20 protein-coding genes, 2 tRNA genes and 1 pseudogene are annotated in these 22962 nt (G+C 21.7%); 13 read left to right on the forward strand and 10 right to left on the reverse strand.

Going from position 1 to position 22962, the window contains the following annotated elements; translation table 11 throughout:
• Entirely contained in the window at nt 1-2088 is a 2088-nt protein-coding gene (gene topA / locus H0H59_RS01690) for a type I DNA topoisomerase (RefSeq protein ID WP_185861914.1), read from the forward strand.
• Here the strand turns inward: topA and H0H59_RS01695 are convergent, their stop codons facing one another.
• Complete coding sequence (locus H0H59_RS01695; protein ID WP_185861915.1) at nt 2089-2511, reverse strand: hypothetical protein; 423 nt, start codon at nt 2509-2511, stop codon at nt 2089-2091. It lies immediately after the preceding gene.
• A gap of 235 nt (nt 2512-2746) precedes the next feature.
• Between H0H59_RS01695 and rsmI the strand changes: the two genes are divergently transcribed.
• Nucleotides 2747-3415, forward strand: coding sequence for a 16S rRNA (cytidine(1402)-2'-O)-methyltransferase (gene rsmI / locus H0H59_RS01700; protein WP_185861916.1), 669 nt, complete (start codon nt 2747-2749; stop codon nt 3413-3415).
• Nucleotides 3416-3429: 14 nt separating this feature from the next.
• Here the strand turns inward: rsmI and H0H59_RS01705 are convergent, their stop codons facing one another.
• Nucleotides 3430-4422, reverse strand: a complete 993-nt coding sequence (locus tag H0H59_RS01705) for an aspartate-semialdehyde dehydrogenase (protein ID WP_185862420.1) — start codon at nt 4420-4422, stop codon at nt 3430-3432.
• Between the two features lie 76 nt (nt 4423-4498).
• Between H0H59_RS01705 and gmk the strand changes: the two genes are divergently transcribed.
• The gene (gene gmk, locus H0H59_RS01710; RefSeq protein WP_238785007.1) at nt 4499-5080 is read left to right on the forward strand and encodes a guanylate kinase; all 582 of its coding nucleotides are present in this window, start codon (nt 4499-4501) and stop codon (nt 5078-5080) included.
• A 61-nt stretch (nt 5081-5141) separates the two neighbouring features.
• Here the strand turns inward: gmk and H0H59_RS01715 are convergent.
• A tRNA-Asn gene (locus H0H59_RS01715) sits at nt 5142-5215 on the reverse strand.
• A gap of 5 nt (nt 5216-5220) precedes the next feature.
• Nucleotides 5221-5655 carry an RpiB/LacA/LacB family sugar-phosphate isomerase gene (locus H0H59_RS01720; protein WP_185861917.1) on the reverse strand — a complete coding sequence of 145 codons (435 nt, stop codon included), beginning with the start codon at nt 5653-5655 and terminating at the stop codon, nt 5221-5223.
• A gap of 97 nt (nt 5656-5752) precedes the next feature.
• Between H0H59_RS01720 and H0H59_RS01725 the strand changes: the two genes are divergently transcribed.
• From H0H59_RS01725 to H0H59_RS01750, 6 genes are all read left to right on the forward strand, one after another.
• Complete coding sequence (locus H0H59_RS01725) at nt 5753-6961, forward strand: phosphoglycerate kinase (RefSeq protein WP_185861918.1); 1209 nt, start codon at nt 5753-5755, stop codon at nt 6959-6961.
• A 41-nt stretch (nt 6962-7002) separates the two neighbouring features.
• The gene (locus H0H59_RS01730; protein ID WP_185861919.1) at nt 7003-7611 is read left to right on the forward strand and encodes a superoxide dismutase; all 609 of its coding nucleotides are present in this window, start codon (nt 7003-7005) and stop codon (nt 7609-7611) included.
• Nucleotides 7612-7620: 9 nt separating this feature from the next.
• Entirely contained in the window at nt 7621-7974 is a 354-nt protein-coding gene (gene folB, locus H0H59_RS01735) for a dihydroneopterin aldolase (RefSeq protein ID WP_185861920.1), read from the forward strand.
• A 10-nt stretch (nt 7975-7984) separates the two neighbouring features.
• Nucleotides 7985-8055: transfer RNA gene (locus H0H59_RS01740), tRNA-Cys, on the forward strand.
• A gap of 71 nt (nt 8056-8126) precedes the next feature.
• Nucleotides 8127-8873, forward strand: a complete 747-nt coding sequence (locus H0H59_RS01745; RefSeq protein ID WP_185861921.1) for a uroporphyrinogen-III synthase — start codon at nt 8127-8129, stop codon at nt 8871-8873.
• On the forward strand, nt 8870-9583 hold the full coding sequence (locus H0H59_RS01750; protein ID WP_185861922.1) for an Ig-like domain-containing protein: 714 nt from the start codon (nt 8870-8872) through the stop codon (nt 9581-9583). The genes H0H59_RS01745 and H0H59_RS01750 overlap by 4 nt, the downstream gene beginning before the upstream one ends.
• A 6-nt stretch (nt 9584-9589) precedes the next feature.
• Here H0H59_RS01750 and glmS read toward each other — a convergent pair whose 3' ends face one another.
• Both glmS and H0H59_RS01760 read right to left on the reverse strand, forming a co-directional pair.
• Nucleotides 9590-11440 carry a glutamine--fructose-6-phosphate transaminase (isomerizing) gene (gene glmS, locus H0H59_RS01755; RefSeq protein ID WP_185861923.1) on the reverse strand — a complete coding sequence of 617 codons (1851 nt, stop codon included), beginning with the start codon at nt 11438-11440 and terminating at the stop codon, nt 9590-9592.
• An 18-nt stretch (nt 11441-11458) separates the two neighbouring features.
• The gene (locus H0H59_RS01760; protein ID WP_185861924.1) at nt 11459-12283 is read right to left on the reverse strand and encodes a glycogen/starch synthase; all 825 of its coding nucleotides are present in this window, start codon (nt 12281-12283) and stop codon (nt 11459-11461) included.
• 168 nt (nt 12284-12451) lie between these two features.
• Between H0H59_RS01760 and rnr the strand changes: the two genes are divergently transcribed.
• Complete coding sequence (gene rnr / locus H0H59_RS01765; RefSeq protein WP_238785008.1) at nt 12452-14416, forward strand: ribonuclease R; 1965 nt, start codon at nt 12452-12454, stop codon at nt 14414-14416.
• 3 nt (nt 14417-14419) lie between these two features.
• Here the strand turns inward: rnr and coaD are convergent.
• A pseudogene (gene coaD, locus H0H59_RS01770) lies at nt 14420-14895 on the reverse strand (pantetheine-phosphate adenylyltransferase).
• A 97-nt stretch (nt 14896-14992) separates the two neighbouring features.
• Here coaD and H0H59_RS01775 point away from each other — a divergent pair.
• The 3 genes from H0H59_RS01775 to H0H59_RS01785 are packed head-to-tail and all read left to right on the forward strand — an operon-like array spanning nt 14993 to nt 19343.
• Complete coding sequence (locus H0H59_RS01775; RefSeq protein WP_185861926.1) at nt 14993-16072, forward strand: PSP1 domain-containing protein; 1080 nt, start codon at nt 14993-14995, stop codon at nt 16070-16072.
• Between the two features lie 56 nt (nt 16073-16128).
• Nucleotides 16129-18387 carry a transglycosylase domain-containing protein gene (locus H0H59_RS01780; protein WP_238785009.1) on the forward strand — a complete coding sequence of 753 codons (2259 nt, stop codon included), beginning with the start codon at nt 16129-16131 and terminating at the stop codon, nt 18385-18387.
• Nucleotides 18387-19343: an NAD(P)-dependent oxidoreductase gene (locus tag H0H59_RS01785; protein ID WP_185861928.1), complete on the forward strand. Its 957-nt coding sequence runs from the start codon at nt 18387-18389 to the stop codon at nt 19341-19343. The genes H0H59_RS01780 and H0H59_RS01785 overlap by 1 nt, the downstream gene beginning before the upstream one ends.
• Before the next feature lie 56 nt (nt 19344-19399).
• On the opposite strand, the gene H0H59_RS01790 is transcribed toward H0H59_RS01785, so the two are convergent.
• The 3 genes from H0H59_RS01790 to H0H59_RS01800 are packed head-to-tail and all read right to left on the reverse strand — an operon-like array spanning nt 19400 to nt 22822.
• A complete protein-coding gene (locus tag H0H59_RS01790; RefSeq protein ID WP_185861929.1) occupies nt 19400-21052 on the reverse strand; it encodes a diflavin oxidoreductase in 1653 nt (550 codons plus the stop codon).
• Nucleotides 21053-21071: 19 nt separating this feature from the next.
• Nucleotides 21072-21983, reverse strand: coding sequence for a cysteine synthase A (gene cysK / locus H0H59_RS01795; RefSeq protein WP_185861930.1), 912 nt, complete (start codon nt 21981-21983; stop codon nt 21072-21074).
• A gap of 11 nt (nt 21984-21994) precedes the next feature.
• Nucleotides 21995-22822, reverse strand: a complete 828-nt coding sequence (locus tag H0H59_RS01800; RefSeq protein WP_185861931.1) for a serine O-acetyltransferase — start codon at nt 22820-22822, stop codon at nt 21995-21997.
• Nucleotides 22823-22962 lie beyond the last annotated feature (140 nt).

A 22962-nucleotide genomic window follows, 5' to 3' on the forward strand; every position in this document is an offset into this window, starting at 1 on the left:
ATGAATGAAAATTTAGTAATTGTAGAATCACCTACTAAAGCTTCTACCATACAAATATTTTTAGGAAAAAATTATCATGTAGTATCTAGTTATGGACATCTTATAGATTTACCAGAAAAAAAAATAGGAATAGAAATTAAAAATAATTTTAAACCTAATTACGTAATATTATCTAAAAAAAAGAAAATAGTTCAAAATCTTAAAATATTAATAAAAAATTATAAAATTATTTGGTTAGCCTCGGATGAGGATCGTGAAGGAGAAGCTATTGCTTATCAAATTTATAAAACATTTAATATCCCTTCTAATAAATATAGAAGAATTTTTTTTCATGAAATTACAAAAAAAGCAATTTATCATGCTATAAAAAATCCAAGACTAATTGATTATAATTTAGTTTATGCTCAACAAGCAAGAAGAATTTTAGATAGATTAGTTGGATTTCAATTATCTCCTATTTTATGGAAAAAAATAAATGCAGGTCTTTCTGCAGGTAGAGTACAGTCTGCAGCAGTAAGACTTATAGTAGAAAGAGAACAAAAAATTAAAGAATTGAAATCTATTCCTATTTATAAAATATATGGAACTTTTATAAATGATAAAAAAATGATTTTTAATGCAAAATTAGAAAAAGAAATAGAAAATAAAAAAAAAGTAAAAAATATTTTATTATCATGTATAAATACTACTTTTTCAGTAAAAAATATTTTTTCAAAAAATGAAAAAAAAAGTCCTCCTCCACCATTTACAACTTCTTCATTGCAACAAGAAGCTTGTAATAAATTAAAATATTCTATATCAAAAACTATGTTTTTAGCTCAAAAATTATACGAAAAAGGATTTATAACATATATTCGTACAGATAGTAATACATTATCAAATGATATTTTATTAGAAATAAAAGATTATATATTATCCTTATATGGTAAAAAATATTTTTTTTTAAGAAAATTTTATAAAAAAAATAAATTTCTTAAAGAAGCTCATGAAGCTATTCGCCCTACTATAATTAATTATAATAAAAATTATCTTGAATCTTTAGATATTTTTCAAAAACATCTTTATAAACTTATATGGGAACGTACTATCATTGGACAAATGACAGATACTGTAATTGAAAAAAAAAATTTTTATATTCAATCTTCTCATTTAGAGTATTCTTTCATTTATACAAAAAAAACTATTTTATTTGATGGATTTATGAAAATTACAAATAAAGATAAAAAATGTAATGATTTAGAAATCAAACAAGGTTCTTTTTTAAAAAAAGAAAAAATTATAGCTAAACAAGTTTTTTTAAATAATATATATAGATATAATGAAGCATCTTTAGTAAAAAACTTAGAAAAATTAGGAATAGGAAGACCTTCTACTTATGTTCCTATAGTATCTACTATTCAAAAAAGAAATTATGTAAGTATACAAAAAATTATAAAAAAAATAAGAATATGTGAAAATTTTATTTTAAAAGGAAATTTTATATCGGAAAAAAATGATCAAATTATTGAAATAGAAAAAAATAAATTTATTCCTACGGAAATAGGAATTTTAACCACTAATTTTTTAAAAAAAAATTTTAAAAAAATAGTAGATTATGATTTTACGGCAAGTTTAGAAAAAAATTTTGATGAAATAGCTAAAGGAAAACAATCTTGGATTGAAATAATTAAGAATTTTTATGAAGAATTTTATAAAAAAATAGAATATGTAAAAAAATATGTTAATAAAATTCATAAAGAACGTTTTCTTGGAATAGACCCTAAATCTAATAAAAAAATTTTTGCAAAAATTGCTAGATTTGGCCCTATCATTCAAATGGGGGAATTTAAGGATAAAGATAAACCTAAATTTTCTCCTTTATTAAATAGTCAAAAAATAGACACAATTTCTCTTTCAGAAGCTTTAAAAATTATTGATTTACCAAAATCATTAGGATTTTTTAAAAAAGAAGAAATTTTATTAAAAATAAATAAATATAATATATATATAAAATATAATAAAAAATTTTTTCCAATTGATAAAAAAATTTTTTTTAATTCTAATCCATTAAATTTAGATAAAGCTATTGATATAATAAAAAATAGTTAATTAATTATCAAAATATCTTTGATTTAAATAAGTTGTAGGATAAGCTTGATCATGTCCTGTACGTTTAAGATGATCTAAATATTTTGGAATATAAGATAATGCTTTAACTCTATCAGATAAAGACATTCGATCCCATATATTTTCAGCCATTTTTTTTTTTCCTACTTTATATCTATAATCTATCCAAAAACGATTAAAAGATAAATCAGTAGGAATTTCTTCTATAGAAAAAGCAGCTCTAGCATTTTTCATTTTATTTATAATAAATTCATTATAAGGTAAATATTTTCCAATCCATATATAGTGTGATAAGGAAAGTTTTTCAGGAAAAATGACCTCTATTAAAAAACCATTTAAATCATACTTAAATATAATTTCTCCAGAGACTAAACTACTTCTAAATATATATTGTTTACCTATCATTATGATTTATTTCATCAGTATTAATTAATTTTTTAATGCATTAATTATTATTGTTAATAAAATTATTAACTATTTTATTTTATGATGAAATTTTGAAAAAAAAGTGCTTATTATATTACATAAATATTATGCTATAAAAGTTATAGTTTTTTTATTTTATAATAAATAGATTTATAATCTCTTTTTTTTATATTTTTTTTTAAAAAAAAATTATCTAATATTTTTAAATTTAAATATGTTATATATAGTACCTACTCCTATAGGAAATTTAGAAGATTTTACTTTTAGAGGAGTAAGAATATTAAAAGAAGTAGATTTAATTTTAGTAGAAAGTTATAAAGTTTCTAAAAAACTATTAGATTTTTATAATATTAAAAATAAAATAAAAAAATATCATATTTATAATGAACATAAAATATGTTGTAATCTAATAAATGAAATTAAAAAAGGAAAAAAATTAGCATTAATATCTAATGCTGGTACCCCAAGTATCTCAGATCCAGGATTTTTATTAATTAAATATTGTATTCAATCTTCAATTACTATAGAATGTTTACCTGGACCGACCGCTATAATTCCAGCATTAGTTATTTCAGGATTATCTATTCATGAGTTTACTTTTATTGGATTTTTACCTAAAAAAAAAAGAAAAATTAAATTAAAAAAATTATCTAAAGAAAGTAGAACTATTGTTTTATACGAATCTCCTCATAGATTATTGCGAACATTAAATGATATAAAATATTTTTTTGGATTAAAAAGAAATATTGTTATATGTAAAGAAATATCAAAAATTTTTCAATTTATTTCAAGAGGGAATATAGAAGAAATAATTTTTTTTTATAAAAACGTAAAAAAAATATTGGGAGAATACACCATTATTATTGATAAGTATTATTCTTAAAATAAAAAATTAAATTAATTTAATTTTTTATTTATTAAATATTCTGCAATTTGAATAGCATTTGTTGCTGCTCCTTTACGAAGATTGTCAGCTACAATCCAAATATTAATAGAATTTAAAAAGGAAAAATCTTTTCGTATTCTACCAACAAAAACTTCATCTTTTCCATGTGCATATAATGGCATTGGATAAATATTTTTTTTTGGTATATCTTGAATCACTATTCCTTTTATTTTCAATAATATTTTATGTATATGATTAATATTAGGTTTTTTTTTAAATGTTATATTTACACTTTCTGAATGTCCTCCTATAACAGGAACACGAACTGCTGTAGCAGTAATAGATATATTTTTATTATTTATTATTTTTTTTGTTTCCCTAATTAATTTCATTTCCTCTATTGTATAACCATTTTCCATAAAAAGATCACAATGAGGTAAAACATTTTGATAAATAGGATGTGGATATATTTTTTTATCAGAAATTTTTTTTTCTTTTTCTTGATTTAATTGATCTACAGCTTTTTTTCCAGTTCCTGTTACTGATTGATAAGTAGATATAATTACTCTATTAATATGGTATTCTACATGTAATGGAAATAAAACCATTACTAATTGTATTGTAGAACAATTAGGATTGGCTATAATTTTATCCTCTTTTTTTAGAAGAGAAGCATTAATTTCAGGAATAATTAATTTTTTATTAGGATCCATTCTCCATGCAGAAGAATTATCTATTACAGTAGATCCTATTTCTGCAAACTTTGTAGCCCATTTTTTTGATACATTTGATCCTGCAGAAAATAAAACAATATCGGGTTTTTTTAAAAGTAAATCATGAACACTAATAACTTTATATATTTTTTTTTTAAAAAAAATTTTTTTTCCAATAGATGCTTCAGAAGCAGAAAGATACAATTTTTTTAATGGAAAATTTTTTTTTTCTAAAACATCGATCATTACACGTCCTACCATACCTGTTACACCTACTATACCTAATTTCATCATATAAATTTTTATAAAAATCTAATTTTCCATCATAATTGATAAAAACAAAGTTAGGAAATTAATTAATAAAATAATGAAAAAAGGAAAAATGATCATTTTATCAGGTCCATCTGGATCTGGAAAAACTACTATTTCACATTATATACTTTCAAAATTTAAAAAATTAAAATTTTCTATATCGTGTACTACACGGAACATTCGAAATAACGAAAAACATGGAAAAGATTATTATTTTATTTCTATGAATGATTTTATTTATAAAATAAAAAAACATCAATTTGTAGAATGGGAAGAAGTTTATCCTAAATTATTTTATGGAACTCTAAAAAAAGAGATTGAAAAAATATGGGAATCTAATCAACATGTTTTATTTGATGTAGATGTAAAAGGAGGATTAAATTTAAAAAAACAATATCCTAATAATTCTTTATCCATATTTATAATGGTTAACTCTATAAATGTTTTAAAAAAAAGACTTATTATAAGAAATTCTGAAAATTTTTTTCATAAAAATCAAATTAATATGCGTTTAAAAAAAGTGAAAGAAGAAAATAAATACGCTAAATTATTTGATTTTATTATTTTAAATATTAATTTATTTGAAACAAAAAAAAAGATGATTCAATTAGTTTCTAATTTTATTTATACTAAATAAATGTTAAATTAAACTATAATATAATATGATTTTAGAAAATTAAAACATTATAAGGATAAAACTCCTCAGGTTGGATTCGAACCAACGACACCCTGATTAACAGTCAGGTGCTCTAACCAACTGAGCTACTGAGGATAAAATTAATTTATGGGAATTTTTTCTATTCTAATTTGATGTCTTCCTCCTTCAAAATCCGTTTTAAAAAAAATTTCTATAATTTCTAAAATTTTATTTTTATCTAAAAAACGTGCTGGTAAACTAATAATATTAGCATTATTATGTTTTCTTGCTAAAAAAGCTATTTTTTTTTCCCATACTAATGCAGCACGAATTTCTTTATACTTATTAGCAGTTATAGCTGCTCCATTTCCACTACCACATATTACAATTCCAAAATTAGCTTTTCCTTTTGCTACAAATTCAGCAGTAGGATGAATAAAATCTGTATAATCTACTATTTTTCCATATTTAGAAAATCCAAAATCTTTTATTTTATAACCTTTTTTTATTAAAAAATTATTTATTAAATGTTTATAATACACTCCTGTATGATCAGAACCTATTGCTATTAGCATAAAGTTTTTTGTATAAAAAACAAAAATAAATATACATTAAAAAATTATTTTTAAATATTAATTTTGTAATTATAAATTTTACTTTTTTTAAAAAAAAATGAAGAATATAAAAACTATTAATGATTTTAATTTTAAAAATAAAACAGCACTAATAAGAGTTGATTTTAATGTCCCTATAAATAATGCGTATCAAATAACGGACGATACTCGTATTTCATATAGTATTCCTACTATTCAAAAAATTATTTCTGAAAAAGGAAAAATAGTTTTACTTTCTCATTTTGGAAGACCAAAAGGAATACCTTCCAAAATTCTTTCTTTAAAATTTCTAATTCCTTTTTTATATAAAAAATTTAAATTATCTGTAAATTTTTGTGAAAATTGTATAGGAGAATCTGTAGAAAAAAAAGTTAGTAACTTAAAAAATGGAGAAATTTTATTATTAGAAAATCTTCGTTTTCATAAAGAAGAAGAAGAAGAAAATGAAAATTTTGCTTTTAATTTATCAAAATTAGGAAATATTTATGTAAACGATGCTTTTAGTGTTTCTCATCGTTTTCATAGTTCCATTACTATTCTTCCAAAATTTTTTAAAAAAAAATGTATAGGATTTCTTATGGAAAAAGAAATTCAATTTTTAAATAAATTTTTATCAGGAAAAGTAAAAAAACCTATTACAATCTTATTAGGAGGAGCAAAAGTATCTTCTAAAATAAAAATTATAGAAAACTTTATCAAATTTGCAAATTATATATTAATAGGAGGTGGTATGGCTTATCCATTTATTAAAATAAATGGAGGGAAAATAGGAAATTCTATTTTTGAAAAAAATAAAAAAATTGAAAAAACGATAATAAAAATACTTGATAAGTACCATAAAAAAAATGGTACATTATTTTTTCCAAAAGACGTTATTGTAGCGGATTCATTCAAAAATACCGCAAATACTAAAATTGTACCTATAAATTCTATTCCATATGGTTGGATGGGACTAGATTTAGGGCCTAATTCTATAAAATATTTTTGTAATATTATAGAAAAATCTAAAACTATTTTTTGGAATGGTCCTATGGGCGTTTTTGAATTTCATAATTTTTCTTTAGGAACTAGATCTATAGCAAAAGCTATTACAAATGCAACTAAAAAAGGAGCATTTTCTTTAGTAGGAGGAGGTGATTCCATTGCCTCATTAAAAATGGAAGGATGTGAAAAAAAAATAAGTTATTTATCTACTGGAGGAGGAGCTATGTTAGAAAGTTTAAAAAATAAAATGCTTCCTGGAATAAAAGCTATTATACATAAATAAGCAAGTTTTTAATTATATTTGTGTTTTTAATAGAAAAAACTATGTCATTTAAACTTCCAAAATTATCATATTCATATAAGGATTTTGAACCTTATATAGATAGAAAAACTATGGATATTCATTATAATAAACACCATGCTACTTATACAAGTAACTTAAATAAAGCTGTTTTAGAAACAGATATGAAAAATTTATCTATAGAAGATATTCTTAAAAGAGCTCATATGGCTACTCCCATGATACGTAATAATAGTGGTGGATTTTATAATCATAATCTATTTTGGGAAATATTAATTCCTCATTCACAATATATTGAACCCAGTTTATATTTACATGAAATTTTTAAAAAAAATTTTAAATCTTTTGACTTTTTTAAAGAAAAATTTTCAACTGTTGCTGCTAATTGTTTTGGTTCTGGATGGACTTGGTTATGTATAAAAAAAAATAAATTAATAATTTGTTCTACAAAAAATCAAGATAATCCTTTAATGTATGGTATAGGTTGTGAAGGAATACCTATATTAGGATTAGATATTTGGGAACATGCTTACTATATTCAATATCAAAATCGTCGTTTAGATTATATATCATCTTTTTGGAATATTATTAATTGGAAAAAAATAGAAGAAAATTATAAAAAAATTATATAATAAATTTTCATGGGAAAAATAATCCTAGAAAATATAAAATTATTTGGATTTCATGGTTGTATGCCAGAAGAAAAACGTGTAGGTTCACATTATACAATTAATCTAGAAATAGAATTTGATTTTTATCAAGCATCTATTAATGATGATTTATCTAAAACCATTGACTATGTCCATTTATATCATATTATAAAAAAGGAAATGAATACTAATTCTAAATTAATTGAACATTTAGCACAAAGAATTATTAAAAAAATAAAAGAATATAAAAAATATTTAATAAAACATATAAAAATAAAAATTTGTAAGGAAAATCCTCCATTACAAGGATCTATAGATAGAGTTTGTGTTATTTTAAATAATTAGAAAATTTTTTGGCACTGTGGTCGAATGGAAAGGCAGAGGTCTGCAAAACCTTTTATAGCGGTTCGATTCCGCTCTGTGCCTTTTTTTTAGTATATATTTTTTATTATAAATTTTCTTTTTACATTTGTAAAAAAAAATTTTATTTGTGAAAAATGAAGATAAATAATATTCTTATTTCACAATCTATTGGTTCTGATACTCCATATTTAGAGCTTAGTAAAAATAAAAATGTTAAAATAGATTTTAGATCTTTTATAGAAATAAAAGGAGCATCATCCAGTGATGTACGAAAACAAAAAATTAATTTTTCTGATTTTAATATAGTTCTTTTTATAAGTAAAAAATCCGTAGATCATTATTTTAGATTAGCGGAATCTATGCGTTTTAAAGTTCCTATTTCTATGAAATATATATGTCAAACAAAAACTATAGCTTACTATTTACAAAAATATATTATTTATAGAAAAAGGAAAATTCATATTGGGAATAAATCATTTATAGATATAATACCTTATATTAAAAAATATCCAAAAGAAAAATTTATTTTACCTTCTTCAGATATTTTAAAACCAGAAATTCCAAATATGTTAAATAAATTAAAAATTTTTTGGAAAAAAGCTATTTTATATAAAACTACTTATAGTGATTTATCTGATTTAAAACATATATATTATGATATTTTAGTTTTTTTTAGTCCAACAGAAATTAAATCTTTATTTAAAAATTTTCCTAAATTTAATCAAAATGGTATAAAAATTGCTACTTTTGGAAAAAATACTTTAAATGCAGCTTATCAAGCTGGATTAAAAATAGATATTAAAGTCCCTACTCCAGAATTTCCATCTATGGCTATGGCTTTAGAAAAATATATTAAAAAACTAAATACAGTAAAATATTGAATTTTATTTTTTATTTTTTTTTTTTCTTTTTAATTTCTTCTTGTGCTAACTATAAACCTCTTACTGGGGGAGAAATAGATATATCTCCTCCACATTTTTTACATTCTATCCCTAATAATTATTCTACTTATGTTAAAACAAATTTAAAAGAAATTAAAATTTTTTTTAATGAAAATATTATTTTAAATGATATTCATCATTGTTTAATAATAAATCCTTTTGATATGAAAAAATATTTTATTATAAATCCTATAAATTTATCTAAAAAATATATCAGTATTCAAATAAAAAAAAATTTAAAAACAAATACTACTTATAGTTTTTTTTTCAAAAACTGTATAAAAGATTATAAAGAAGAAAATATTCTTCCTTTTTTTAAATATGTATTTTCAACTGGAAAATTCATAGATTCAGTTCATATTAAAGGAAAAATTTCTAATTTTAAAAAAAATATCATAATAGTATTATATAAAATTAATCATAAAAAATTTGATTTTTCTATATTGAAAAAAAAACCAGATTACATTGCTTCAATAAATTATAAAATTAATGAATATCAAATTCCATACATTAAAAAAGGAAAATATTTATTATTTTCTTTCAATGATGAAAATAAAAATAAAATATATGAACAAAAAGAATTTATTTTATTTAAAAAAATTTTATTTTTTTTAGAAAATAAAGAATATGATATTCCAATTTTAAAATAATTATATTTATTCTACTGTAACCGATTTTGCCAAATTTCTTGGTTGATCAACATTTTTCCCACGTATGCAAGCTATTTGATAAGCTAATAATTGAAGAGGAATAACAGTTACTAATGGACTTAGTTCTTCAGAAATATCTGGAATTTTTATTACGTGATCAGCCATCATACTAACTTGAATATCTCCTTCATTTACTATAGCTATTATTTTTCCTTTTCTAGCTTTAATTTCTTGAATATTACCTATTATTTTATCATAACATCCTTTTTTTGTTGCAATAATAACTACTGGTATATTTTCATCAATTAACGCTATAGGTCCATGCTTCATTTCAGCTGCTGGATAACCTTCTGCATGAATATAGGATATTTCTTTCAATTTTAAAGCTCCTTCTAAAGCAACTGGAAAATTAATTCCCCTACCTAAATAAATAAAATTATTAAAATTATAATATATTTTAGATATTTTTTTTATATAATCATATATTTTTAATATATAATTTATTTTTTCTGGAATTGTACCAAGTTCTTTACATAAAGAAGAATAACGACTATCATTAATAGTAGATTTATGTTTTCCTATTTTTAAAGCTAATAAAATAAGAATTGTTATTTGCGCAGTAAAAGCTTTTGTAGAAGCTACTCCTATTTCAGGACCTGCATGTGTATAAACCCCTGCATCTACATTTCGTGCTATAGATGACCCCACTACATTACAAATACCAAAAACAAAAGCTCCTTTTTTTTTTGCCAATTTTAAGGCTGCTAAAGTATCGGCAGTTTCTCCTGATTGAGAAATCACAATAACAACATCTTTTTTTTTAATAATAGGATGTCTATATCTAAATTCAGAAGCATATTCCACTTCTACTGGTATACGAATAAATTCTTCTAATAAATATTCTCCAATTAAACTAGCATGCCATGAAGTTCCACATGCTATAATAGTTATACATTTAGCATTAATAAAAATATCTTTACTAAACTCAATTCCATCAATACAAATAATTCCTTTTGAAATCAATAATCTTCCACGTAAAGTATCTAAAATTGTTTTTGGTTGTTCATATATTTCTTTCAACATAAAATATTTATATTTTCCCTTTTCAATTTTTTTTAAATTAATTTTAAGTTTTTTTATAATTGGACTTAACTTATGATTATTTGTAATTTTTCTAAGATCTAATTCTTCTCCTTTTCTAAGAATCGCCATTTCTCCATCTTTTAAATAAAGAGCATTATTTGTATAATTTATAAAAGGGATAGGATCAGATGATATAAAAAATTCTTTTTTATTAATTCCCAAAGCAAGAGGACTTCCTAATTTTGCAATAATAATTGTTTCTGGACGTGTTTTTTCTACTATAGCTATTGAATAAGCCCCCACTATTTCATTTAAAGAAACTCTTACTGCTTCTTCTAAGGAAAACTTATTTTCTTTTTTTATATATTCAATAAAATTAACAAGTACTTCTGTATCAGTTTTACTTTTAAAAGTAAAACCATTTTTTAACAAAATAATTTTAATTGCATAATAATTTTCTATAATTCCATTATGAATTATAATAAGTTCATTAGAATTAGAAACATGAGGATGAGCATTTAAATCATCTGGAATTCCATGAGTTGCCCATCTAGTATGACCAATTCCAGTTGTTCCTTTTATTTTAATTTTATAAGAAGATATTTTTTTTTCTAATTCATTAACTCTTCCTTTAGTTTTATATAAACTACATTCATTCTCATAAAAAATAGCAATTCCAGAACTATCATATCCTCTATATTCCAATTTTTTTAATCCATTAATAAGAATAGGATAAGCTTCTCTATAACCTAGATAACCAATTATACCACACATTTTAATTGACTGATAAAATTAGAAATTTTTATATTGTTCTAAAACAGTTTTTTTATAAAATTGTTGAAAAACGGTTTCTATTTTTTCTATAGGATAATATTTTAATACTAACAATTTATTGACTTTTATATAGTCTTCTATTTCCTTAGGAAAAGATAGGTCTCCTTTTATTATAGCATCTGAAAAATACATACTTAATTTAATAAGATTAAAATAATTCGGACTTTCTAATAATTTTAATTTATTATATTTAATTCCATCAGATTTTATTTTTTTTATAATATCTTTATTTAATAAACCTAAAAAAGGATTATTATAAATAGATACAATTATTTTTGTATTATGATATACAGGATCGTTTTGATAAAAATTTTTTATATACAAAGGTATGAAAGAACTAATCCATCCATATATATGGATAATATCTGGTTTCCAATTTAATTTTTTTACAGTTTCTAATACTCCTTTAGCAAAAAATAAAGCTCTTTCATCATTATCGTGAAAAAAAACTCCATTATCATCTTTATCTATGGCCTTTCTTTTAAAATATTCTTCATTATCTATAAAATAAACTTGCAATCTAGCATCAGGAATAGATGCTACTTTTATCAATAATGGTTGATCTATATCATTTATAACTAAATTTATGCCTGATAAACGGATTACTTCATGTAATTGATGCCTTCTTTCATTTATTACTCCAAAACGAGGCATAAATATACGTACATCGTTTCCTATTGATTGCATAAACTTAGTCGCTTTTAAAACTGATAATGATATTAAATTATCTGAAGAAAAAGGAAATAAGTCTGAAGAAACATATAATATACGTTTACCTGTCATCTTATAGTTATTTTTTTTTTTTTATAAATATAAAAAAACGGATCATTGCAAATATAATAAATAATATCCAATGCCTAAATTTCATAATAAAAATGTCAAGGAATTTCTTTGTAAATAAAATCTTGTAGATTGTACATTTTTTAGCTTTTTATAGACATGTTTTTTATCATGAAATCAAAAAAAATAAAAAATAAACATTATACTAATTTTGCTACTGGACATATTAATATTACTATTCATGGATATGCTTTTGTAAATATTGAAGGATTTCAAAAAGATATTTTTATTCCAAAAAATAAAATAAATAGAGCTTTAGAAGGAGACTTAGTACAAATTGGATTTAGAAAAAATAGAAAAGGAATAAAAAAGGCAGGAGAAGTTCTAAAAATAATAAAAAGAAAAAATATAAAATTTATTGGAATATTAAAATTTAATATTCAATCTAATTTGAAACATGCATCAGTTATAGTTAATAAAATTCATGTAAATATTATTATTCCAATAAATAATAAAAATTTAAAAGAATATCATCATAATGATAAAGTATTAGTTCAAATAATTTCATGGCCTAAAAAACTACAAAATCCTTTTGGAAAAATTATCAAAATATTTGGAACATCTGGTGAATATAATACTGAAATTTTTTCATTATTAGAAGAATATAAAATACCATATAAATTTTCTAAAAAAATAGAAGATGAAGCAAAACAAATATTTTTAAAAAAAAATTTAGATACTCACCTTAGAAGAGATATGCGAAATATTAGAACTTTTACCATAGATCCTTTTGATGCAAAAGATTTTGATGATGCTATTTCTATAAAAAAATTAAATTTTGATATTTGGGAAATAGGAATACATATATCCGATGTTTCACATTATATCAATGAAGAAACTTTACTAGACAAAGAAGCATATACACGTGCTACATCTATTTATTTTGTAGGAAAAGTAATTCCTATGCTTCCAAAAATATTATCTAATGATCTTTGTTCTTTACAACCAAAAAAAGATAGATTAAGTTTTTCTTATATTTTTAATATAGATAGTAAAGGGAAAATATTAAAAAATTGGTTTGGAAAAACAATTATACGATCTGATAGAAAATTTACATATGATGAAGTTCAAAAAATTATATATGAAAAAAAAGGAGATTTTTACGAAGATATTTCTACATTATTTTTAATTTCTAAAATTTTAACCAAAAAAAGACTAAAAAATGGAGCTATTTATCTAGAAAAAGTTGAAGTAAAATTTAATTTGGATGAAAGAAAAAATCCAATATCTCTATATTTAGAGAAACATAATGATGCTCATCAATTAATAGAGGAATTAATGTTATTAACTAATAGAAAAATTTCAGAGTTTGTTAGTTTAAATTTTAATAAAGAATCTTCTAACAAATTCTATATATATAGAATACATGATAAACCAGATATTCAAAAAATTTTTTTTCTAAAAAAAGTGATAGAACCTTTAGGTTACTTTTTAGATTTAAAAAATTTAAAAAATTCTATTAATAATTTATTAAAAAAAATTAAAGGTAAACCTGAACAAAATATGATAGAAAATTTAATTCTTCGTTCGATGAATAAAGCTAAATATTCTACAAAAAATATAGGACATTATGGATTATCCTTTATTTATTATACTCATTTTACTTCTCCTATTAGAAGATATTCAGATATAATTGCTCATCGTTTATTACACTATTATTTAAATAATAATGCGAATAAAAAAATAAAAACAATAGAATTTTATGAAAAACAATCTCAATATTGTAGTGATAAAGAACGTTTAACTGTAGATGCAGAAAGAGAATTCCTAAAATATATACAAATAAAATACATAAAAAAATTTTTAGGAAAAGAATTTTATGGTATTATTACGGGATTTACTGATTGGAGTATTTATATAGAATTGTTATTATTTCAAATAGAAGGTATGGTACGTTTACGTGATATTAAAGATGATTGTTATGTTCTTAATTCAAATAATTGTAGTATAATTGGTAAAAAAAAAAGAAAAATTTATCATTTAGGAGATAAAGTAAAAATAAAACTTATAGATATAAATATAGAAAAAAAACAAATTATTCTTGATTGGAATAATTATGAAAAAAATACAAAATAATATTTATATTCTAACGGTAGAAGGGACAAAAACTGTATAATCTCCTCCATTTTTTATAATATCTCTCACAATACAAGAACTAATGTGAGATTTATCATAAGAAGAAAAAAGATAAACAGTTTCAATTACATATGTTTGATATAATTTTTTATTAATAAATAATATATTTTTTTCAAATTCTAAATCTAATTGATTTCTTATTCCTCTTAATAAAAATTTAACTTTTTTTTTATGCAAAAAGAAATGGTTAATCCTTGAAATGAATCTACTTTTACTTTATTTTTTTTAGATAAATCTAAAAAAGTTTTTTGTATCCATTCCTTTCTTTTTTTAAGAGAAAACATATTTTTTTTTTTAAAATTATTACCAATAGCTATGATAATTTTATCAAATAACTTTAAAGATCGAATAATAATGTCATAATGTCCTAAAGTGATGGGATCAAAAGAACCAGGAAATATAGCTATTTTTTTTTTCATTAAAATAATATACATTATAATTTATAAATATAATTTTTTTTAAAAAAAAGAACCAGAATAAAAGTTTTATTTTTGTTTTAAAATTTATAATAAAATAATGAACAAATCATGTTCTAATTGTTTTAAAAAAAAAAAATGTATAAAAGAAGAAAATATCATAGGAAAAAACATCATTCAAAAAAAATCATGTTATAAATTTAATATATTCGATTGGTTATCAAACATTAAATCTCCTTTTGAAGGTAATAAATATGATTTTATTGAAGTTAAATTTAAAAATGATAGAAAGGAATTTTTTATAAATAAAGAAAAAATACCTATTGAAAAAGGTAACATTGTAACTGTAGAATCTAAATCTAATATAGGATATGATGTAGGAATAGTAATTTTAACTGGAGAATTAGTAAAATTACAAATAAAAAATAAGAATATTAATTTTAATAAAATTAAAAATTTATACAGAAAATCAACTTTTAAAGAAATAAATATTTGGAAAAATTTAAAAAAAAAAGAATTTTCAACTCTTTTAAAAGCTAAAAAAATTGCAAAAAAATTTAATCTTTTTATGAAAATTTGTGATGTAGAATATCAAGGAGATGGAGATAAAGCTATTTTTTATTATACAGCTGAAAATAGAATTGATTTTAGAAAATTAATTAAAGAATTAGCTTCGCATTTTCATACACGTATTGAAATGCGTCAAATAGGATATAGACAAGAAACGGCAAAAATAGGTGGAATAGGCTCTTGTGGACGTGAACTTTGTTGTTCTACTTGGTTAAAAAATTTTAAAACTGTTACTACTAATTCAGCAAGATATCAGCAACTTTCCATAAATATTCAAAAATTAACTGGACAATGCAATAAATTAAAATGTTGTCTAAATTATGAATTAGATGCTTATTTAACTACTATAAAAAATTTTCCTGATTTTAATAGCAAAATTTATACAAAAAAAGGTATTGCTCAATGTATGAAAATTGATGTTTTTAAACAGAAAATGTGGTTTTCTTATGTTAAGAATCCAAATAACTGGTTTAGAATAGAAGTAAAAAAAATTAAGGAAATTTTAGAAAAAAATAAAAAAAATAAAATAGCACCTCCTTTAGAGGAATTAACAACAATCAATAGTTCCATTCAAAAAATAGAATTTACATTTAAAGATTTTTCTATATAACTAATAATTTTTTTTTCGTGTATAAAAAAAATAAAGAAAAAAATTCTTATTTTCATATGCTTATTTTTTATTTTTGGTTTTTATTTTTTATCGGTATAAGCACTATTTTTATAATTCTTTATGCAGCTTTTAAAGGTTATTTAGGAACTTTACCTAATACTAAGGATATGGAAAATCCTACTATGGAAGTAGGATCAAAAATATATGATTCTAATGGAATTTTATTGGGTCGATTTTTTTCAGAAAATAGAACTTTAATAAGTTATCAACAACTACCAAAAGAACTTATTAAAGCTCTTATAGCAAAAGAAGATATTCGTTTTAAATATCATTCTGGAATAGACGCTAAATCTCTTCTTAGAGCAATATTTTCATTAGGTAAAAAAGGTGGTGGAAGTACTATATCTCAACAATTAGCAAAACTTCTTTTTACAGGACCATCTGCGAAAAATAAATTACAAAGAATTTATCAAAAACTTTTAGAATGGGTAATGGCTATTGAATTAGAAAAACGTTATACAAAAGAAGAAATTATTACTATGTATTATAATAAATTTGATTTTTTATATAATGCAAAAGGAATTGAAACTGCAGCTCATACTTATTTTAATAAAAAAGTTTCTGAATTAAATTTAGGAGAATGTGCAATATTAGTTGGAATGTTGGAAAACCCTTCTTTATATAATCCAAAAAATTTTCCTAATAGAGCAAAAAAACAAAGAAATTTAGTTTTGTTTCAAATGAAAAAATATAATTTTTTAGATATATATCAATATAAAAAGGAATTAAAAAAACCTATAATAATAAATTTTAAAATACAAAAAAAGGATTTTGAATTACTTACTTATTATGGTGCATTTTTAAAAAAAGAAATTCAAAAAGCTTTAAATCAATACGAAAAAAAAACAGGACAAAAACTGAATCTTTATTCTAGTGGATTAAAAATATATACATCAATTGATGCAAAAATGCAAAATTATGCAGAAAAAGCTGTAAAAAAACATCTTAGTAAATTACAAATTCTATTCAATCATTTTCAAAAAAAAAATAAAAATGCTCCATTCTTGAATATTTCTCAGGAAAAAACTAAAAGAATTTTAATATCTGCTATGCATAGAACTCCTCTTTATCAAGATTTAAAATTTAAAGGGTTTACAGAAAAAAAAATTATAGAAAAATTTAAAAAACCACAATTAATCAAGTTATTTACTTGGAATGGTCCAAAAAAAATATTAATGTCTCCATGGAATTTTATTCGTTATCAAAAAAGTATTATTCAAGCTGGATTATTATCTATAGAACCATCTACTGGATTTATAAAAGCATGGGTAGGAGGAATAGATTTTAATTATTTTCAATATGATCATGTCGCACAGACACAACGTCAAGTAGGTTCTGTATTTAAACCTATTTTATATGCAGCAGCCATTAATGAATTGCATTATAATCCTTGTACAAAAATTTCTAATGAAAAATTTTATTTAGGAAAATGGAGTCCTAGAAATTCTAATGGGAAATATGGAGGATTTCTTACATTAAAAGATGGATTAGCTTTATCTGTAAATACTATTTCAGCTCGTTTAATATCAAAAATTACTCCAGGTCCAGTAATTAGTTTAGCTAAAAGAATGGGAATAGAATCTATGATTCCTCAACATCCATCTATAGCATTAGGTTCTGCAGATTTAACATTATATGAAATGTCAGGAGCTTTCAATACATTTACTAATTATGGTTGTTATGTGAAGCCCACTATTTTAGTAAAAATTGAAAATAAAAATGGAAATTTAGTTCAAGAACATATAGATCATAGTAAAAGAAAAGTTTTTAGTGAAGAAGTAGCATATATTATGTTAGAATTAATGCAAGGAGCAGTAAAATATGGAACAGCTAAAAGATTACAAAAATATAATATTATAGGTGATATTGCTGGTAAAACAGGGACTACTAATGAAAATTCAGATGGATGGTTTATAGGTATTGTTCCAAATTTAACTACTGGAGTTTGGGTAGGTTGGGAAGATAGATTTTCTCATTTTGAAAATATAAAATTTGGACAAGGAGCAAATATGGCTTTACCTATATGGGGGTATTATATGAAAGATTTATATAATAATATGAATATAATTAATCATAATAAATTATTATTTCATAAACCAAAAAATTATCAATTTTATTGGGATAAATGTGAGGAAAATCATCTTAATGAAGATAATAATATTAAAAATTACAAAGAAGAAAAAAAAAATTTAAAAGAAATTATAGATATTAATGATAATTTAAATACTAAAAATAATAAAGATTACGATAAATAATGATTAAAAAAATATTAATTTTAGATAAAAATCATCCTTTTATTATATATAAATTAAAAAAAGAAGGATTTATTTGTGATGAAATTTATGATGATTTTAACATTGATAAAATTGATATATCTGTATATGATGGAATTATTTTAAAAAGTAATCTAAATATAGATAAAAAATTTATTCAAAAAGCTAATAACTTAAAATTTATAGCTCGTATTGGATCTGGAATAGAAAACATTGATAAAAATTATGCCTTTAAAAAAGGAATTACTTTAATTTCTTCTCCAGAAGGAAATAAAGATGCTGTTGCAGAACATGCGATAGGAATGCTTTTATGTTTACATAACAATATCATTTTTTCTCATCAAGAAATGATAAAAGGAAAATGGAATAGAGAAAATAATAGAGGAATAGAAATTATGGGAAAAACAATAGGAATTATTGGATATGGTAATACAGGAAAAGCTTTTGCTAAAAAACTTTCAGGATTTGATTCTAGAATATTATGTTATGATATTTTGTCAAAAAAAGGAGATTTTTATGCAAAACAAGTAGATATGAATACAATTTTTCAAAAATCAGACATAATTAGTTTACATGTTCCTTATACAGAAAGAACAAAAGGAATGATAAATTATAATTTTATAAAAAAATTTTGTAAACCTTTTTATTTTATAAATACTTCTCGTGGAGGGTGTGTTCTAACAAATCATTTAGTTCAGGCATTAAAATATGGAAAAATATATGGAGCTTGTTTAGATGTATTAGAATATGAAAATATTTTTAATCATAATAAACTTTCTAATAATAAACTTCCTAAAAGTTTTTATTCTCTTATTCATTCTAATAAAGTAATATTTACTCCACACATTGCTGGATGGACTAAAGAATCAAAATATAAAATGGATAAAAAAATTGTAGAAAAAATTATTTTTTTAAATAAAAAATTAAATATAATTTAATTTTAAATTAAATTTTTTTATACTTAATAAAAATATTTAAATTTTTTATTTATAAATTAATACACATCTTTTATATATTTTCCATTTTTTATCATATTATTTATAAATAATTCTGAATTAGATTTTCCTATTTTTTGTATTACACGATGGATCATTTTTTCAACATCTATACTCATTGGATTTTTTTTTCCACAAATATAGACATATGCTCCATTTTTTATCCATGAAAAAAATTCTATACGATTTTCCCATATTTTATCTTGAACATATATTTTATTATTTTGATCTCTTGAAAAAGAAAGACTAACACGATGAAGAATCCCTTTTTTTTTCCAATTTTGTATTTCTGTTTGATATAAAAAATCTGTAGAAAAATATTGATCTCCAAAAAAAAGCCAATTTTTACCCGTAGCCCCCATAATTTCTCTTTCATATAAAAAAGAACGAAAAGGAGCAATTCCAGTACCAGGACCAATAAGAATGATATTTTTATCTAAATTTGGTAATTTAAATAATTTATTATTATAAATAAAAAAAGTTAATTTTTCTCCTATTTGTAATTTAGATAAAAAATCAGAACAGTGACCATATATTATTTCCCCATTTAATTGAAAATGATGACGAGATACAGTTATGTGAATTTCATTAAGATGGGCTTTAGGAGAAGATGAAATAGAATATAATTTAGGTTTAATAGGTTCCATTATTTTTATCAAATCTTTTAAAAAAAATTTCTTTTTTATAGGAAATTCTTTTAAAAGATTAATAAGTTTGTATTTTTTAAAAGGAATATTTTTTTTTTCAGATAAAAAAGAATATTTTTTTAAAAAATTTTCGGATAAAAAAAGAATATTAAATTTTTTTTTAAAAAAATAAAATATTTTATTTTTTTCCTCTTCTTTTTTTAATTCATCTTTTCTAATTTTTAATAAATATTTAATTAAATGATCTACTTCATTTGAAGAATTTTCAGAAAATATTCCTATAGAATCTCCTGGAAGATATTTTATTTTTTTTCTTACTAAAATTTCAATATGATGAATTTCTTTATTAGATCCTATTTTTTTATCATTTAAAATTATATTACTTAAAATTTTTCCACATATAATTCTATTTTTTTTATGTATTTTTTTTTTCAAAAAAAAATTTAATATCTCTAAAAACCATTTTTCTGCTTTATATTCATAATCAACATCGCATTTATATAATGGAATTATTCTTAATGCCCCTATATCATGAAGACGTTTATCTATATCTTCTCCTGCTTTACAAAAAAAAGAATAAGATTGATCTCCTAACGCTAATACACTGTATTTTAAATTATTTAATTTAAGATTTTTATTTTGATGAATAAAATCAAAAAAAGATTTTGCGGAAGAAGGAGGGGCTCCTTCTCCATGAGTACTAATAATTATGAATAAATAATTTTCTTTTTCTAAATCTAATAAACGATATTCATCTAATCCAATTAATTTCATTGATAATTCTTTATTTTTAGCTTTTTGATAAATATTGAAAGCTAAATTTTTTGCATTTCCTGTCTCTGTTCCATAAACTAACGTTATTTTTTTTTCTTCTTTTTTTAATTTTTTATAATTATTTAAAGAAGATAAAAATCCAGACATATAACCACACATCCAACCAATTTCTTTTTTAGAGGATTCTTTTATCAATTTTAAAAATATTTTTTTATGAAATTCAGATAACATTTTATTTTTTTATTTTTTTTTAAACAAAAAGATTATCAACTGATAAATATCTTTCTCCAGTATCATAATTAAATGTTAATATTATAGACTTTTCTGAAAATTTATATAATTTTTTTTCTATGGCAGATAAAGATGCTCCTGTAGATATTCCTACAAGAATTCCTTCCTTTCTTGCAGTTTTTTTAACATAATAAAATGCTTCTTCTTTAGATACTAAAAAAGATCCATCTAATATATTGACATTTAAAATAGATGGAATAAAACCTGCACCTAATCCTTGTAAAGAGTGTGGATTTGCTTTACCACCAAAAATAACTGGAGATTCAACTGGTTCAACAGAAAAAATTTTTATATTTGGAAATTTATTTTTTAATACTTCCCCTATTCCAGTAATATGTCCTCCAGTTCCTACTCCTGTAATAAAATAATCTATTCCTTCAGGAAATGCATTAATTATTTCTTTTGCAGTTGTATTTTTATGAATATTAGTATTAGAAATATTATCAAATTGTTTAGGCATCCAAGAATTTGGTATTGTCTTAATTAATTCTTCTGCTTTTTTAATAGCTCCTTTCATTCCTTTATCTTTTGGAGTAAGAATAAATTTCGCTCCAAAAATAGAAAATAATTTTTTTCTTTCTATACTCATAGATTCTGGCATTACTAAAATAAGACGATATTCTTTTACGGAACAAACCATAGCTAGTCCTATTCCTGTATTTCCAGAAGTAGGTTCTATAATAATATCTCCTTTATGAATAATACCTTTTTTTTCTGCATCTACTATCATCGATAGGGCTATTCTATCTTTTATACTTCCTCCAGGATTATTTTTTTCCAATTTCATCCATACTTGATGATTTGGAAATAATTTATTCAATCGTACATGTGGAGTATTTCCAATAGATTTTAAAATGTTATCAATTCTCATTTTTATTTTTATTATATCATAAAATTAATAGGATCAGGTAACGGACTATTATTTTTCATTTTTACTTCATTTGTTTTATAAACAATAGAAAAAGGAGGAATACTTTGAGTAATCCAAACATTTCCTCCAATAATACTATCGTGCCCTATTATAGTTTTCCCTCCTAAAATTGTTGCTCCTGCATAAATAGTTACCTGATCTTCTATAGTCGGATGACGTTTTTTATTCATTAATTTTTTATCTACATGAATAGCTCCTAAAGTAACACCTTGATATATTTTAACTTTATTACCTATTTTTGTACTAGATCCTATAACTATTCCTGTTCCATGATCAATAGCAAAAGCTTTTCCTATTTCTGCAGATGCATGAATATCTACTCCAGTTTTGCTATGGGCATATTCTGTAATTAATCTTGGAATTATTGGAATTTTTTGAATCCATAATTGATGAGCTATTCTATATAATGCAGTAGCAAAAAATCCAGGATAAGAAAGAAAAATTTCTTCTATAACTGTTGCTGCAGGATCTGATTTTAATATTGCATTTGCATCTATGATTAATGTTTGATAAATATTTGGTATTTTTAAAAAAAAATCTTTAGAAAGATTATAAGAATTTTTTGAATCAATATTTAATTCAATAAAAATTTCATATAAAATATTTTGTAATTTTTTATAATTTTTTTTTAAAAAAATAATATTTTTTAAAATAGATCTATCTGGAATAAATAAAAAATGAAATAAATTTTCTACAAATTTTTCAGATTTTTTTTTATCAGTAAAAAAATTTTTATTTTTATTATTTTCAAATATGGTATTTAAAAAAAAATCTAACATTTATTTATTATAATATAAGTAAGTGCATAAGGTGATATTGTGTATAATAAAATTCTTTTCATAATATAATAATTGAATTTTTAAATTTAAATTATTAAAAAATTATAAATTTTATTTTAAATAAATTATTTTATATATAA

Origin of the sequence: Blattabacterium cuenoti (assembly GCF_014251715.1) — a bacterium.
GTDB lineage: Bacteria > Bacteroidota > Bacteroidia > Flavobacteriales > Blattabacteriaceae > Blattabacterium > Blattabacterium cuenoti_M.

Bases quoted from the DNA above. Each gene is read 5' to 3' on its own strand.
- topA (WP_185861914.1), top strand. From the start codon at position 1: ATGAATGAAAATTTAGTAATTGTAGAATCACCTACTAAAGCTTCTACC.
- H0H59_RS01695 (WP_185861915.1), bottom strand. From the start codon at position 2,511: ATGATAGGTAAACAATATATATTTAGAAGTAGTTTAGTCTCTGGAGAA.
- rsmI (WP_185861916.1), top strand. From the start codon at position 2,747: ATGTTATATATAGTACCTACTCCTATAGGAAATTTAGAAGATTTTACT.
- H0H59_RS01705 (WP_185862420.1), bottom strand. From the start codon at position 4,422: ATGAAATTAGGTATAGTAGGTGTAACAGGTATGGTAGGACGTGTAATG.
- gmk (WP_238785007.1), top strand. From the start codon at position 4,499: ATGAAAAAAGGAAAAATGATCATTTTATCAGGTCCATCTGGATCTGGA.
- H0H59_RS01720 (WP_185861917.1), bottom strand. From the start codon at position 5,655: ATGCTAATAGCAATAGGTTCTGATCATACAGGAGTGTATTATAAACAT.
- H0H59_RS01725 (WP_185861918.1), top strand. From the start codon at position 5,753: ATGAAGAATATAAAAACTATTAATGATTTTAATTTTAAAAATAAAACA.
- H0H59_RS01730 (WP_185861919.1), top strand. From the start codon at position 7,003: ATGTCATTTAAACTTCCAAAATTATCATATTCATATAAGGATTTTGAA.
- folB (WP_185861920.1), top strand. From the start codon at position 7,621: ATGGGAAAAATAATCCTAGAAAATATAAAATTATTTGGATTTCATGGT.
- H0H59_RS01745 (WP_185861921.1), top strand. From the start codon at position 8,127: ATGAAGATAAATAATATTCTTATTTCACAATCTATTGGTTCTGATACT.
- glmS (WP_185861923.1), bottom strand. From the start codon at position 11,440: ATGTGTGGTATAATTGGTTATCTAGGTTATAGAGAAGCTTATCCTATT.
- H0H59_RS01760 (WP_185861924.1), bottom strand. From the start codon at position 12,283: ATGACAGGTAAACGTATATTATATGTTTCTTCAGACTTATTTCCTTTT.
- rnr (WP_238785008.1), top strand. From the start codon at position 12,452: ATGAAATCAAAAAAAATAAAAAATAAACATTATACTAATTTTGCTACT.
- H0H59_RS01775 (WP_185861926.1), top strand. From the start codon at position 14,993: ATGAACAAATCATGTTCTAATTGTTTTAAAAAAAAAAAATGTATAAAA.
- H0H59_RS01780 (WP_238785009.1), top strand. From the start codon at position 16,129: ATGCTTATTTTTTATTTTTGGTTTTTATTTTTTATCGGTATAAGCACT.
- H0H59_RS01785 (WP_185861928.1), top strand. From the start codon at position 18,387: ATGATTAAAAAAATATTAATTTTAGATAAAAATCATCCTTTTATTATA.
- H0H59_RS01790 (WP_185861929.1), bottom strand. From the start codon at position 21,052: ATGTTATCTGAATTTCATAAAAAAATATTTTTAAAATTGATAAAAGAA.
- cysK (WP_185861930.1), bottom strand. From the start codon at position 21,983: ATGAGAATTGATAACATTTTAAAATCTATTGGAAATACTCCACATGTA.
- H0H59_RS01800 (WP_185861931.1), bottom strand. From the start codon at position 22,822: ATGTTAGATTTTTTTTTAAATACCATATTTGAAAATAATAAAAATAAA.